This window comes from Bradyrhizobium sp. Leo78 (assembly GCF_059512425.1).
The window spans coordinates 31,977-46,302 of sequence record NZ_JCAMOT010000008.1 but is presented as its reverse complement, the minus strand read 5'-3'; the positions used below and the strand labels follow the sequence as shown (position 1 = coordinate 46,302).

The 14,326-nt window shown below is 65.0% G+C and carries 11 protein-coding genes; 8 read left to right on the top strand and 3 right to left on the bottom strand.

Annotated elements, in window-relative coordinates; genetic code table 11:
- Positions 1-68: 68 nt before the first annotated feature.
- On the bottom strand, positions 69-836 hold the full coding sequence (locus tag AC5ZG1_RS12445; protein ID WP_130229456.1) for a DsbA family protein: 768 nt from the start codon (positions 834-836) through the stop codon (positions 69-71).
- A 68-nt stretch (positions 837-904) separates the two neighbouring features.
- Entirely contained in the window at positions 905-2,308 is a 1,404-nt protein-coding gene (locus AC5ZG1_RS12440; RefSeq protein WP_456646155.1) for a M48 family metalloprotease, read from the bottom strand.
- Positions 2,309-2,443: 135 nt separating this feature from the next.
- Here AC5ZG1_RS12440 and AC5ZG1_RS12435 point away from each other — a divergent pair, with 135 nt between their 5' ends.
- From AC5ZG1_RS12435 to AC5ZG1_RS12405, 7 genes are all read left to right on the top strand, one after another.
- Positions 2,444-3,631, top strand: a complete 1,188-nt coding sequence (locus AC5ZG1_RS12435; RefSeq protein WP_496133010.1) for a pyridoxal phosphate-dependent aminotransferase — start codon at positions 2,444-2,446, stop codon at positions 3,629-3,631.
- Between the two features lie 91 nt (positions 3,632-3,722).
- The gene (locus tag AC5ZG1_RS12430; RefSeq protein WP_496133166.1) at positions 3,723-4,280 is read left to right on the top strand and encodes a biotin transporter BioY; all 558 of its coding nucleotides are present in this window, start codon (positions 3,723-3,725) and stop codon (positions 4,278-4,280) included.
- A 103-nt stretch (positions 4,281-4,383) separates the two neighbouring features.
- The gene (locus AC5ZG1_RS12425) at positions 4,384-5,721 is read left to right on the top strand and encodes a dicarboxylate/amino acid:cation symporter (protein ID WP_496133009.1); all 1,338 of its coding nucleotides are present in this window, start codon (positions 4,384-4,386) and stop codon (positions 5,719-5,721) included.
- A gap of 307 nt (positions 5,722-6,028) precedes the next feature.
- Complete coding sequence (locus tag AC5ZG1_RS12420) at positions 6,029-7,066, top strand: 2-keto-3-deoxygluconate permease (protein ID WP_496133008.1); 1,038 nt, start codon at positions 6,029-6,031, stop codon at positions 7,064-7,066.
- Between the two features lie 2 nt (positions 7,067-7,068).
- The gene (locus tag AC5ZG1_RS12415; RefSeq protein WP_496133007.1) at positions 7,069-8,376 is read left to right on the top strand and encodes a four-carbon acid sugar kinase family protein; all 1,308 of its coding nucleotides are present in this window, start codon (positions 7,069-7,071) and stop codon (positions 8,374-8,376) included.
- Positions 8,373-9,371 (top strand): 4-hydroxythreonine-4-phosphate dehydrogenase PdxA, encoded by a 999-nt coding sequence (gene pdxA / locus AC5ZG1_RS12410; protein ID WP_496133006.1) that lies wholly within the window; start codon positions 8,373-8,375, stop codon positions 9,369-9,371. Before AC5ZG1_RS12415 ends, pdxA begins: the two co-directional genes overlap by 4 nt.
- 176 nt (positions 9,372-9,547) lie before the next feature.
- Entirely contained in the window at positions 9,548-10,315 is a 768-nt protein-coding gene (locus tag AC5ZG1_RS12405) for a DeoR/GlpR family DNA-binding transcription regulator (RefSeq protein ID WP_496133005.1), read from the top strand.
- A 157-nt stretch (positions 10,316-10,472) separates the two neighbouring features.
- On the opposite strand, the gene AC5ZG1_RS12400 is transcribed toward AC5ZG1_RS12405, so the two are convergent.
- Positions 10,473-12,986: an Rne/Rng family ribonuclease gene (locus tag AC5ZG1_RS12400; RefSeq protein WP_496133004.1), complete on the bottom strand. Its 2,514-nt coding sequence runs from the start codon at positions 12,984-12,986 to the stop codon at positions 10,473-10,475.
- Positions 12,987-13,019: 33 nt separating this feature from the next.
- Here AC5ZG1_RS12400 and AC5ZG1_RS12395 point away from each other — a divergent pair, with 33 nt between their 5' ends.
- Positions 13,020-13,736, top strand: coding sequence for a hypothetical protein (locus AC5ZG1_RS12395; protein WP_496133003.1), 717 nt, complete (start codon positions 13,020-13,022; stop codon positions 13,734-13,736).
- Positions 13,737-14,326 lie beyond the last annotated feature (590 nt).

Sequence of the window (14,326 nt, the reverse complement as noted above, 5' to 3'; positions counted from 1 at the left end):
AAACGCTCAAACAAAAAGGCCGGCTACGAAGCCGGCCTTTGCGCATCCGAGATTGTCTCGCAGTGATGTCAGCACGTCGCCTTGCCGCAACGGGCGATGCCGATCTTTTCTTTCAGGTTCTCCAGCCCGACTGCGCCGATCACGACCTGCTTGCCGATGACGTAGCTTGGCGTGCCGTTCATGCCCATGGCTTCCGCGAGCTTGAAGTTCTCCTCGATGGTCGCTTTCGCTTCCGGGCCCGCCATGTCCTTCTCGAGCCTGGCCATGTCGAGGCCGACTTCCTTGGCGACCGCCATCGCGCGTGCCTTGTCGGCGGCGCCACGGCCGCCGAGCAGCTTCTGGTGGAAGTCGAGATATTTCTTGCCCGTCGGATCCTGCATGCGCACGGCGACGGCGACTTGCGCCGCTTCCACCGAGCCCTGGCTCAGCACCGGAAATTCCTTCAGCACGACTTTCAGCTTGGGATCGGCCTTCATGAGGTCGATCATGTCGACCATCGCGCGTTTGCAGTAGCCGCAGTTGTAGTCGAAGAATTCCACGAAGGTGACGTCGCCGTCCTTGTTGCCGAGCGTCACGCCGCGCGGCGAGTTGAAGATCACATCCGCATTCTTCGCGATGCTCGCCTGATGCTTCTCGGCCTCGGCCGCGGCCTGGCGCTTGGTCAGCTCGGTCATCGCCTCCTCGAGCACCTCGGGATGCGTGATCAGGTAGTTGCGCACGATGCTCTCGATGTCGCTGCGTTGCGTATCGGAGAAGCCCTGCGCGGATGCGGGCAGCGGGGCGCCAGCGAGCGCTGCGGCGAGCAGGGCGGGAGCGAGAAAACGGAGCGGGCGCATGGGCAAATCCTTGTACGGCTTGGGTTTAGTGCCGGTTGGCAATCGTTGTAGACGATTTACGTTGATGGCTAGTTGTTTTTCTGACCCGGCAGCGGCTTGGCGCTCACAATATCGTCAGCCTTGACCCAGCCGGGGGTTCCGATGGCAAAGCGCGTCTTGGCACGCGAGGCCAGCTCGCGCGCGGTCTTGCTGTCGCCGCGCAGATAGGCGGCCTGGGCGGAAGCGAGGTCCGCTTGCGCATAATCGCCCTTGCGGCCATAGGCCATGGCAAGCTGGGTATAGCCGATCGGCGCCTCGCTCTCGCGCGCCACCGCGGCGCGCAGGATGTTGATGGCTTCATCGGTGTAGGCGTTGTTGCTGGTCGCGACCAGCGCCTGGCCCAGCAGCATCTCGATCAGGGGCGCGTTGCCCGAGAGCTGCACCGCCCTTCGCAATGGCGCGATCGCCTCCGCCGGCCTGCCGCCCTCGAGCAGCGCCTGGCCGCGCAATTCGTAGAAATAGGCGTTGTTGGGCTGCGCCTGAATCAGGCCGTCGATTTGGGCCAGCGCACTGCGGAGATCGCCATGCAGATAGGTCGAGATCGCCCGCGCATAGCGGGCGGGCAGGCCGTTGTTGGACGAAGGATAGCGGCGATAGACGGTGTCCTGCCGCTCCATGAAAGCGGAGATCTTGGCGCGCACCATGTCGTGGCGCATTTGCAGCGCGGGATCGTCCTTCTTGTCCCAATAGGGGCTGGAGCGCGCGATCTCCGCCAGCGCCGCCACGCGATCAGCGGGCATTGGATGCGACATCAGATACGGATCGGCGCCGCGAGCTGCGAACAGGCTTTCGTCGGTGAAGCGCTTGAACGTTTCGTACATGCCCTTGGCGGACTGGCCAGTCGCGTTCAGGAATTTCACGCCGGCGCGGTCGGCGTTCTCTTCCTGCTGGCGCTGATAGGAGAGTAGCGTTCGGCGGATCACTTCCTGCGGCGCCGCGACCGCCGCGGCACCGGCATTGGCGAGGCCGTTGCTGCTGCCACCGCGTGCGCCTGCGACCATCGCGCCGGCGCCGAGCAGCATGGCGATGATCATCTGGGTCTGCGCCTGCGCCAGTTGCTCGCGGAGCTTTGCGAGATGGCCGCCGGCAAGATGTCCTGTCTCGTGCGCGAGCACGCCGATGATCTGGTTCGGCGTCTCCGACTGCATGAGCGCGCCGTAGTTGACGAAGATGCGCCGGCCGTCGGCAACGAAAGCGTTGAATGTGCCATCGTTGATGATGACCATCTGGATGTTCTGCTTCTCCAGTCCCGCAGCGCGCAGGATCGGCCTCGTATAGTCGCGCAGCAACTGCTCGGACTCGGTGTCGCGAAGGATCGGCGGGCCCTTGTTCTCCTGCGCCAGCGCCATCGTGGGCGCGACCGCCAGCGCGATCGCGGTGGCGAGTGCGGTCAATTTCAGGGTCTTCTTGCGAAGCGCGAAACGGAGCAGCATGGAGCGGTCTTAGCGATTGGCGGCGGGCCACGGACAATATATGCCCTAACAAACCGCCGAATGCGGCCAGTCTGGGGCGCAACCGGTCGTTACGGAACCCGAAACCGGCGACGCCGGCCCAAATAGCAGATATCCATGCCCGAAGCGACATTTAGAGACCGCGTGAATCACCTTTTGACCGCTTCGGGAAGGAGCGAGGTTCCGCCCTTCATGGTGATGGACGTGATGGCGGCGGCGGCGCGAATCGAGGCGGCCGGCGGGCATGTGATCCACATGGAGGTCGGCCAACCGGCGGCGCCGGCACCGAAAGCGGCGATCGCGGCCGCTCACGCGGCGCTCCACGATGGACGCATCGACTACACCTCCGCGCTCGGTATTCCCTCGCTGCGCGCGCGCATCGCGCGGCATTATCGCGAGACGTATGGATGCGAGGTCGATGCCGAGCGCATCGTAATCACGACGGGCTCGTCGGGCGGCTTCATCCTGGCGTTTCTCGCAATGTTCGAGCCGGGCGATCGCGTTGCGGTGACCGTGCCCGGCTATCCGCCGTACCGGCATATCCTGACCGCGCTCGGCTGCGAGCCGGTGCTGATCGAGACGACGAACGAAACGCGGCATGCGCTGACCGGCGAGGCCCTGCTCGACGCGCATCGCAAGGCGCCGCTCAAAGGCGTTCTGGTGGGCAGCCCCGCCAATCCGACCGGCACGATGATGTCGCGCGAGGCTCTTGCAAGCCTGATGGCGGCGGCCGAGAGCGCCGGCATCCGCTTTATCTCGGACGAGATCTATCACGGGCTCGACTACGCCTTTCCCGCGGTGACTGCAGCCGAATTGTCCCCACACGCCCTCGTGATCAACTCGTTCTCGAAATATTTCTGCATGACCGGTTGGCGGGTCGGCTGGATGGTCGTGCCCGAGCCGCTGGTGCGCCCGATCGAGCGGCTGCAGCAGAACCTCTCGATTTCGGTGCCGACGCTGTCGCAGATTGCAGCCGAAGCCGCCTTCGAGGGCCGCGAGGAGATGGAAGCGATCAAGCGCGGCTATCAGGAGAACCGGCGTATTCTGATCGAGGGGCTGCCGAAAGCGGGGCTGACCAAGTTCCTGCCCGCGGATGGCGCATTCTACCTTTATGCCGATGTGTCGGACTTTACGTCCGACAGCTTCGAATTCGCCCGCCAGATGTTGGAAAAGGCCCATGTCGCGGCGACGCCGGGTGTCGATTTCGACCCGATCCATGGCCGCGCCTTCATCCGTTTTTCCTATGCGCGGTCCGCAGAGGAGATGCAGGAAGCGGTTGCGCGGATCGCTGGTTGGCTTAAATAGCGCGCCAGTTTGTCACACCCCGGAGTTGGCCTTGTCCGTCAGATCGGTATCTGTTTCCGCCGCCGCCAGGCATTTTCCTCTTGCTTCGGTGCTGTGGCCGAACCGGTCGGGTGATTTCTCCGGACTGTTGCGCGGGATCGTCCTGGTATTCCTCGGCACGGCGCTGCTGACGCTGTCGGCCAAGGTCAATCTGCCGCTGCCCTATGTGCCGATGACGCTGCAGACGCTGGTGGTGCTGATGATCGGCGCTGCCTACGGCTCACGGCTCGGAACTGCGACGGTGATCGCCTATCTGGCGGAAGGCGCGATCGGCTTTCCGGTGTTTGCCGGACCGGTCGGCGGCCTCGCACCGCTGATGGGGCCGACGGCCGGCTATCTGTTCGGCTTCGTGGTGGCGGCGTTCGTCACCGGCTGGCTCGCCGAGCGCGGCTTTGACCGAAGCGTCGTCCGGCTGTTTGCAGCGATGGCGCTCGGCCACATCATCATCCTCGCGGCCGGTTTTAGCTGGCTCGCCTTCGGTGTCGGCCTGGGGGCCGAGAAGGCATGGCTGGTCGGGATCGTGCCGTTCATCGCGGGCACGCTCGTCAAGACCGCGCTCGGGGCCGCGCTGCTGCCGGCCGCACGGCGGCTCGCCGATCGCCGCCTGTAAGCGAGCCTCGGGCGAGGCGGCTGCCAATCTGATTTTCCGAGATGGTCATCGCCGCATCGCTCGGCCGATCGACCTTGCGCATCTTCGAGTAGGAGTGAGACTCATGGCAACGATTGCGACGAGCGAGCCTGCCGAGGCCAGCACATCAAAACCGTGGTACCGAATCCTCTATGTCCAGGTGCTGATCGCGATCGTGCTCGGCGTCGTGGTCGGCTGGTTGTGGCCGGCGCTCGCGACCAATGAGTGGATCAAGGCGCTCGGCGACGGCTTCATCAAGCTGATCAAGATGGTGATCGCTCCGATCATCTTCTGCACAGTGGTCTCGGGCATCTCCCATATCCAGGACGCCAGCAAGGTCGGGCGCGTCGGCATCAAGGCGCTGCTCTATTTCGAGATCGTCTCCACCTTTGCGCTGATCCTCGGCCTGATCATGGGCAACCTGTTCCAGATCGGCCATGGGCTCGCAGCAAAACCCGGGGCGGCGGACGTCGCGAGCGCCACCAAGTACGCGGATCAAGCGCACGCTCAGAAGTCGGTCGATTTTGTCCTCAACATCATTCCCGACAGCGTGTTCGGCGCGTTCGCGCGCGGCGACATCCTGCAGGTGCTGCTGTTTGCGATCCTCTTCGGCTTCGCGCTGATGGCGATGGGCAAACGCGGCGAGCGGCTGCGCGATATCATCGACGATAGCGCACATGCGGTGTTTGGCGTGATCAGCATCGTCATGAAAGCGGCGCCCGTCGGCGCGTTCGGCGCGATGGCCTTCACCATCGGCAAGTTCGGTCCCGCGGCGCTCGGCAATCTGATCGGCCTGATCGCGCTGTTCTACGGCACCGCCGCGCTGTTCGTGGTGCTGGTGCTCGGCCTGATCGCGCGGGTGATGGGCTTCAGCATCTTCAAGTTCATCGCCTACATCAAGGATGAGCTGTTGATCGTGCTTGGCACCAGCTCGTCCGAGAGCGCGCTGCCGCAATTGATGGAAAAGCTGGAGCGGCTCGGCTGCTCCAAGCCGGTGGTCGGGCTGGTGGTGCCGACCGGCTACTCCTTCAATCTCGACGGCACCAACATCTACATGACGCTGGCGACGCTGTTCATCGCGCAGGCACTTGGCGTCGATCTCTCCTTCGGCCAGCAACTGACCATCCTGGTCGTCGCGATGCTGACCTCGAAGGGGGCGAGCGGCGTCACCGGGGCGGGTTTCATCACGCTCGCGGCGACGCTGAGCGTGGTCAATCCGGCGCTGGTGCCGGGCATGGCCATCGTGTTCTCGATCGACAAGTTCATGAGCGAGGTGCGCGCACTGACCAACATCACCGGCAACGGCATCGCCGCGGTGTTCGTCTCATGGTGGGAGGGCGAGCTCGACCACAAGAAGCTGCACGCCAACCTGAACAAGCAGATCGATCCGTCCGACGTCGAGACGGCGATCACCACGGGCTGACCTGCCAGCGAGCTTTTCGGCGCGGCAAACGCAACGATAACGGGGCGCACCATTTCCCATGGTGCGCCCCGTTCCGCATGGAGCAAATCGTTCTGAAGGACGCTAGCTAGGACTGGCGGTAGATGGCGCGCCCGAAGATCAGGCCCGCCGATACTCCGTCCAAGATCATAACAGCCCGTTTTGCGCGAAATGCGCAATAAGCCTTGAATGTCGCGTGATGTGAGCATATACGGCGGCCGTTTGCTCGTTTCTCTGGCGGAAATGCGCAAAATGATCGGATGAGCGCTTTGCGCGGGAGAAAACAGAAATGCAGGTTCCAATTAAGCGGGCGATCGAAAAGGTGCCTGGCGGGATGATGGTGGTCCCGCTGCTGGTTGGAGCGCTTATTGCGACCTTCTTTCCCGATACTCCGAAGTTCTTCGGCTCCTTCACCGGCGCGCTGTTCTCTGGCGCACTGACGATTCTCGCCGTGTTTTACGTTTGCATGGGCGCGAGCATCGACTTCCGCGCGACCCCCTACATTGTGAAGAAGGGCGGCACCCTGCTGATCGTGAAGGTTGGCGTTGCCGTTGTCCTCGGTCTGATCTTCGGCCGCATTTTGGGAGAAGCGCCGGTCGCTGCTGGCATGTTCGCGGGTGTGTCGACTCTCGCGATCGTCGCCGCCATGAACGACACCAATGGCGGCCTCTATATGGCGTTGATGGGCCAATATGGACGTCCGCGTGACGTCGGCGCCTATACCATCATGTCGCTGGAGAGCGGTCCTTTCCTCACCATGATCACCTTGGGCGTCGCCGGCCTCTCGGCATTTCCATGGCAGACCCTCGTGGGCGCTATCTTGCCTCTGATGGTGGGCATGATCATCGGCAATCTCGATCGCGAGATGCGCGACTTCCTGAGCCGCGCGGTGCCTGTGATGATCCCGTTCTTCGCCTTCGCGCTCGGCGCCGGCCTCGATCTGTCGAAGGTCTGGCACGCCGGTCTACTCGGCCTCGGCATGGGAGTGGGCGTGGTGGTTCTGACCGGCATCCCGCTGTTCTTGGCCGATCGCATCACTGGCGGGAATGGTGTCGCGGGTGTTGCGGCGGCCTCGACGGCCGGTAATGCGGCGGCAGTCCCGGCGATTGTCGCCGCGGCTAATCCGGCCTATGCAGACGCGGCGCGGCCTGCGACCATTCTCGTCGCGGCATGCGTCGTGGTTACCGCAATCCTCGTGCCGATCGTTACCGCCTGGACGGCCCGCGTTGTTGGTCGCGACGTCGAGGAGCCTGCAGAAAAGGACCAGGCTTCTGCCGGCAACATGACCCCCACGGTGCGCTCGGCTGTCACTGAGGCAGGTCACTGAAGATGGCTCCTAAAGCGTTTTCGAGCGAAGTGGATACCGGTTCGCGTCAAGAAAATGCCCCAAGCCAGAGCTGGCTGATCGTCGCTGACGATCTCACCGGTGCCGCGGATTGTGCGATCGCCTTCGGCAGAAGGGGGCGTGCGGCTGCGGTGACGTGGGGTGAGGTGACCGACGCGTCGGGTTACCGGCTGCCCGTCCTGGCCTACGATGCAGCGAGTAGAGGCCTTTCGGCCGCGGCCGCTGCAGTCCGCCATGCCGATGTGCTGACGCGCCTCTGCCAACCCGGACGTATTCTCTTCAAGAAGATCGACTCGACGCTGCGGGGGCAACCTGCAGCGGAGACTGCCGCCGCGCTTGCGCATCTCAAGTCACGGCCGGGTCCGGCCTTCGGCGTGTTCGCGCCGGCCTTTCCGGCCACCGGCCGCACCACAATCGACGGGCGCATCCTGGTCAAAGGCCGCGCCCTCGAGGAGGCCGAGGTCTGGCGGCGCGACCACACCTATTCGAATGCCGATCTTGTCGACGTTCTCGCGACCGCGGGCATTCGCGGTGAGAAGGTCAAGCTCGCTGCCGTGCGCGGTGGCGATCTCAAAGCCACATTCGCGAGGCTGGCCGGGGAGGGCGATGTGGTTGCGGCCTGCGACGCCGAGACCGAACACGATCTGCATTTGATCGCGGAGGCGAGCCTGCATGCATCGCCCGCAACCTTCTTCATCGGCAGCGCCGGCCTTGCGCACGCGCTGGCCGGCCTCGAAGTCAGCCATGCCGTCGAGCCGCTGCGCATTCCGACGAGCGCATCCGGCACCCTGATCGTGGTGGGCTCGCTCGCCGGCGCGTCTCGCACTGCCGCGCGCGAGCTGGAGGCGACCGGCACCGTGGCGCATTTCCCGGTCGCGCCGGAGACGCTGCTCAACGATGGTGCCGGCCGGGCGGCGCTCGCCGCGGACGTGATGAAACGACTTGCCTGCGGCGGCGATGCACTGGTTGAGATCATCATGGATGATCATCCCGACATGTCGCTCGGCCCACAGCTCGCCAAGGGTCTTGCCGACGCTCTGGAGGCCGTCGCACCCGCGATCGGCGCCTTTGCTGCGACCGGCGGTGAAACCGCCGCGGCGCTGCTGTCGCGCTTCGGCGTCAACGGCATCCGTCTTGCCGACGAAATCGAGCCCGGCGTGTCGCTCGGCCTCACTCTTGGCCGATTATCCGTTCCGATCGCCACCAAAGCGGGCGCGTTCGGTGACGAGCACAGCCTCATCCGCATCAGCGAGCGCCTTCGCGCCGTCCGAACGAGAGGAAGTTTCATATGACCAGTCCGACCATTGCGATCACCATGGGAGATCCGGCCGGTATCGGGCCCGAGGTGATCATGAAGGCGCTGGCGCAGCCGGAGGTGCAGGCGATCTGCAATGCGCTGGTGATCGGCGACGCCCACCGTCTGCGCAAGGCCGCTCAGATCGTCGGCCTCTCGCTCGAGGTCGATGCGCTGAGCGACGCGAAGGAAGCGAATTTTGCATCGAAGGCGGTGCAGTGCGTTGACCTGAAGCTGGTGCCGGACGATCTGCCGTTCGGCAAGGTTTCGGCGACGGCAGGTGAGGCGGCTTATCGCTATATCGAGAAAGCCGTGCAGGTGGTGCAGGCAGAGCTCGCTCAGGGCATCTGCACCGCGCCGCTCTCCAAGGAAGCGCTGCATGCTGCCGGCCACAAATATCCCGGCCATACCGAGCTCCTGGCGCATCTGACCGGCACGCCGGAAGTGTCGATGATGCTGGTGTCGCCGAAACTCCGCGTCATTCACGTGACCACGCATATCGGCCTGCTCGATGCGATCGAGAAGATCGAGCCCGGCCTCGTCGAGCGTGTCATCGCACGCGGACATGACGTGCTGGTGCGCGCCGGCATCGCCAATCCGAAGATCGGCGTCTGCGCCATCAATCCGCACGCCGGCGAGAACGGGTTGTTCGGTCGCGGCGAGGAAGCCGCCAAGATCACGCCGGCCGTGGAAGCCTGTCAGCGCAAGGGCTGGGACGTGCGCGGCCCCCTGCCTGCCGACACGCTGTTCTTCCTGGCCGGCCGCGGCGACTACGACATGGTGGTCGCGATGTATCACGATCAGGGCCATGGACCCATCAAGGTGCTGGGGCTGGAAGCCGGTGTGAACATCACTGTTGGCCTGCCGGTGATCCGCACCTCGGTCGATCACGGGACCGCCTTCGACATCGCGGGCAAGGGCATCGCCGACGAGCGGAGCCTGATCGAGGCGCTGCGGCAGGCGGTCGATCTCGCGCCGAAGAAGGCGGCTTGAGGGGCTGGGCCTTATCGTTCGAGACGCCCGGTACGCGGGCTCCTCAGGATGAGGAGCTCGATGTGGGTTAAGCGCTTGTATTGCGCGGCCGATGCATCGTGGTATCCATCGGCCGTGCCGCGGAGCCGATACGGTCGAGGTCGGCTGACGGCAATGAATCTGTGGGCTGAGGTTCGATGTCGATGCGCAGCAAGGAGCGTCACGCTCGTCTGTTGGAGGCACTGAACGCGGGAGAGATCGATGTCGACGATCTCGCGCGGCGCTTCGACGTCTCCGCCTCCACCGTGCGGCGCGACCTGCAGCATCTCTCCAAGAACAATGCCGTGCGCCGCACCTATGGCGGCGCCATTCTCACCGCCCACGCCAACGAGACGACGCTCGAGCAGCGCCTTGCGGTTCAGGGCAAACAGAAGCAGGCGATCGCGCGCGCAGCGATCGATCTGATTGAGGACGGCGACACGCTGATTCTCGATGCCGGCTCGACGGTCGCAGCCTTCGGCCGATTGCTGCAGCAGCGGCGGCTGCGCATCATCACCAACAATCTCGCGCTGCTGCCCTTCCTCGCCAAGGCTCCGACCATAGAGCTTGTGGTGCTGGGCGGCGCGCTGCGCGCCACCAGCATGAGCACCATGGGCCCGCTCGCCAACGAGGCGCTGCGCCGCATGACCGCGGACCGCGCCGTCATGAGCGCCGACGGCGTGGTGGATGGCCGTGGCCTGTGCGAAGCGGATCTCGAGCAGGTGGCACTGAAGTCGCTGATGATGCAGCAGTCGAAAGAAGTCATCGTTCTCGCCGACGCCAGCAAGCTCGGCCGCGCCGAACAAATGGCCTGGGCGCCGCTGCCGCCGCGCTGGACGCTGGTGACTGATCTCGGCGCATCTGACGAGCAGTGCAAGCGCCTCGCCGATGCGGGAGCGCGCTTGATCGTTGCTGGCGTTCGCTAGAGCATTTTTCGGTTCTGATGGAATCAGAACCGAACTCTAGATTCTAATTTTGACGCGTTTTCTGCGCAGATAAGTCTACGCAATCTACGTAAACTTGATTGCGAACCGGTGTCCACCCTCGGATCAAGTCCGAGGGCACGCTTCGCTCGAAAACGCCCTAGCCCCCGCCACCAAAGCGGCGCGACCACCAGCCGGCCTTGCGGGGCGCCGGAGCCTCGGTCGCCGCTGCAGGCGCAGGTTCCGCGATGGCCGCAGGCGCGGGTTCGGCGACCGGCGCGGCAGCGGGCTCTGCCGGCGGAATCGGCTCGGATTCGCTTTGCACCACGACGGGCACGGGCTCGGGCTGCGAGGCGAAGCTCACTTTCTCGCGCACGGTCGAGCGGCGACGCATCGCGCGATCATTCTCCTGCGCAGGCTCCTCGGCCTCGGGCGCGGCGACGCTCACCGGCTCCGGCTGAGGGGGCGGGCTCTTGGCCGGCTCGAGCTCGAACTCGGGCTCGGCGACCGGTTCGGGCTGAACCAATGTCTGTGCAGGCTCGGGCGAGCCGCCGTCGAAATCGGCGACGGCGTCCGCGGCTTCCGGCTCCGCGCGCGGGCCGAGCTCGTCGGCAATCGAGGCGGCAAGACCCTCATCCGCACCATGGCCGCCACGGCGGCGGCGTCCGCCGCGCCGTCCACGCCGGCGCGGACGGCGTTCGCCGTTCTGGCCTTCACCACGAGCCGACTGTTCTTCGCTCTCGTCCTCGTCGGTCTCGACTTCCTCGGCGGCAATGCCGTCGTCGGTCTCGGGCGCAAGCGGCAACGCCTCGCCATCCTCGCGCGGCACACCGCCCTCGCGGACTTCGCCGCCGCCACCGCGGCCGCGACGCCGCCGGCGCCGCCTTCGGCGCGGACCGTCGGCCTCTTCGCCGGCGCTCGTTTCGTCGCTCAGGCCTTCCGTTTCCTCGGTCTCGATCTCCGCCTCGATGTCGAACGGTTCCTCGTCGTCATAGGCCTCTTCGAGCTGAGGCGGCGCGGACGCGGCCTGCGCCGCGAGCAGCGCCTTGGCGGCTTCCAGCGTGTGCACCTGCTCGCCGCGGTCGATGATGTAGGACTGCTGGCCGCTCACGGTCGCATCCGCCGCCACCGAGATCTGGACCTTGAAGGCGGTTTCGAGATCGCGCAGATGGCCGCGCTTGTGGTTGAGGACGTAGAGCGCGACGTCCGTGCGGGTGCGCACCACGAGATTGTGAGTCGCGCCCTTCATCAGGATTTCCTCGATGCCGCGCAGGAGCTGCAGCGCCACCGACGAGACCGAGCGGACATGCCCGGAGCCGCCGCAATGCGGGCAGGGCTCGGTCGAGCTCTCGAGCACGCTGGCGCGGATGCGCTGGCGCGACATCTCGAGCAGGCCGAAATGCGAGATGCGCCCGACCTGGATGCGTGCGCGGTCCTGCCGCAAGCAATCGGAGAGCTTGCGCTCGACCGCGCGGTTGTTGCGCTTCTCGTCCATGTCGATGAAGTCGATGACGATCAGGCCCGCGAGGTCGCGCAGGCGGAGCTGTCGCGCGACTTCCTCCGCCGCCTCGAGATTGGTCTTGAGCGCGGTGTCCTCGATGTGATGCTCGCGCGTGGCGCGGCCGGAGTTGACGTCGATCGAGACCAGCGCCTCGGTCTGGTTGATGACAATGTAGCCGCCAGAGCGTAGCTGCACAGTCGGGGAGAACATCGCGTCGAGCTGGCTTTCGACGCCCATCCGAGAGAACAGAGGCTGGCCGTCGCGGTACTGCTTCACCGCGCGGACATTCTCCGGCATCAGCATCTTCATGAAATCGCGCGCTTCGCGGTAGCCGGCTTCGCCCGCCACCATGATCTCGTCGATCTCCTTGTTGTAGAGGTCGCGCAGCGAGCGCTTGATCAGCGAGCCTTCCTCGTAGACGAGGGTTGGGGCCTGCGATTTCAGCGTCAGGTCACGCACGGTTTCCCACATGCGGATCAGATATTCGAAGTCGCGCTTGATCTCCTGCTTCGAACGCGAGGCCCCGGCCGTGCGCAGGATGATGCCCATACCCTCGGGCACGTCGAGATCCTGCACCACTTCCTTGAGCCGCGAGCGATCCTGGGCCGAGGTGATCTTGCGGCTGATGCCTCCGCCGCGCGCGGTGTTAGGCATCAGCACCGCATAACGGCCGGCGAGCGAAAGATACGTCGTTAGCGCCGCGCCCTTGTTGCCGCGTTCTTCCTTGACGACCTGCACCAGCATCACCTGCCGGCGCTTGATGACTTCCTGGATCTTGTACTGGCGTCGCGGGCGGAAGGGGCGCTCCGGCACCTCCTCGAGCACGTCGTCGCCGCCAACGGATTCGACGACTTCCTCTTCTTCTTCTTCGCCGTCTTCGCCTTCCTCGTCGTCCTCATCCTCATGCGCTTCGTCGCCGAGCGGCTCGGCGCCATGCTCGTCATGCGGCGCAGCCTCCGCGACGAGTTCCGCGGGGGCATGCTCATCGGACGCTGGATGCTCCGCGCCGGGCTCCGCGGTCGGTTGCGCATCCTCGGCGTGGGCGGCGTTTTCCTCGACCTGCTCCTCACGGGCGCGCTCGGGCTCGTGGTTAACCTCGATCTCGGCCCCGACATCCGGAGCGGCAGCGGCGGCCGATGCCTCGACCGCGGCGACAACCGGGTCAGCTTGCACTTCCGCTGCAGCGGTTTCGCTCAGAGCAGGCGCATGATCATGGTCGTCATGAGCATGACGGTCGTCACGGGCATGTTCGTGTTCGCCGTGCTCGTGCCCATCATGATCGTGCTCGTCATGACGGTCGTGCTCGTGCTCGTCAGCATGCTCGTGTGCTTCGTGCTCATGGTGCTCATGCGCATCGGCGCCGAGCTCGTGCTGCTCGGCTTCCGCATGAAGCGCGTGATCCTCATCGGCCTGCGGATCGAGCGGCTCGGCACCCTCGACGACCTCGCTCTGAACGCGCTCGCCATGACCGCGGCGGCGGGCATTGCGGTGCCGGGAGCGGCGGCGGTGAGGCCGGCTTTCGCTCTCCTCCTCGGCCTCGCGATGGGCGCGTTCTTCGGCCTCGATCAGCGCCTGACGGTCGGCGACCGGGATCTGGTAATAGTCTGGATGGATTTCGCTGAAGGCAAGGAAGCCATGGCGGTTGCCGCCATACTCGATGAACGCCGCCTGCAGCGACGGCTCTACGCGCGTCACCTTGGCGAGGTAAATATTGCCGCGCAGTTGCTTGCGTTGGGCAGTCTCGAAATCAAATTCTTCGACGCGATTGCCGCGGACCACGACGACCCGGGTCTCTTCCGGGTGGGTGGCATCGATCAACATCTTGTTGGGCATTCTGGAGCTCTTGAAGGCGGCGGGCGCGTAGCATGGCGCGCGCAGATTGCGCCGCCCGGTGACGCGACGGTCCACCTGATTCGGGGGTGAGGGGAAGGCCAAAACGCAAATCGGAGCGCCGTGCGAAGCCCGGCCCGACCGGAACAAACCGACGTGCGGAGCTTTCGCCTCGCGTGGTCGCGATCGTCTCGGGGGTGTTGGTCGGCAACACAGTCTGGCGCATCAAGCGGTTGGCCCGTCTGAACATATTCTGGCGGCAAACAATACCGCCGCATCTTTCGCTGAAGGCCCGGCGCGGCGCCAAAGCGCTCGCCGGCCAATCGCATATTGGGCCCCTTCTTTGACCATGAACCTTTCGGAAAACTGGTGTCCAGTTTTCCGGATCATGCTCTGGGGCCGAATAATCAGTTCTGCCGTGTCTCGCCCCATGCCACACAGAATGTGTCTGGGGCTGGACGCCGCTCGGGCTCAAACCGCCACTCCATGTCAGCCGCGCGCAGCGCTGGCTGGGGAGGGACCGGGAAAAACGCTGGCGCCTTCAGGCTCGAAGGTTCCACCGCTGCACCGGGAGGCTGAACGCGACACAACTGGGAGTATTAGCCGTCAGCACTCCGTACATACGTGGATTGGTCGCTGCACGCAAGGGAGCGTCGCGGCGAGGCAACAGTCGAACCATTTCG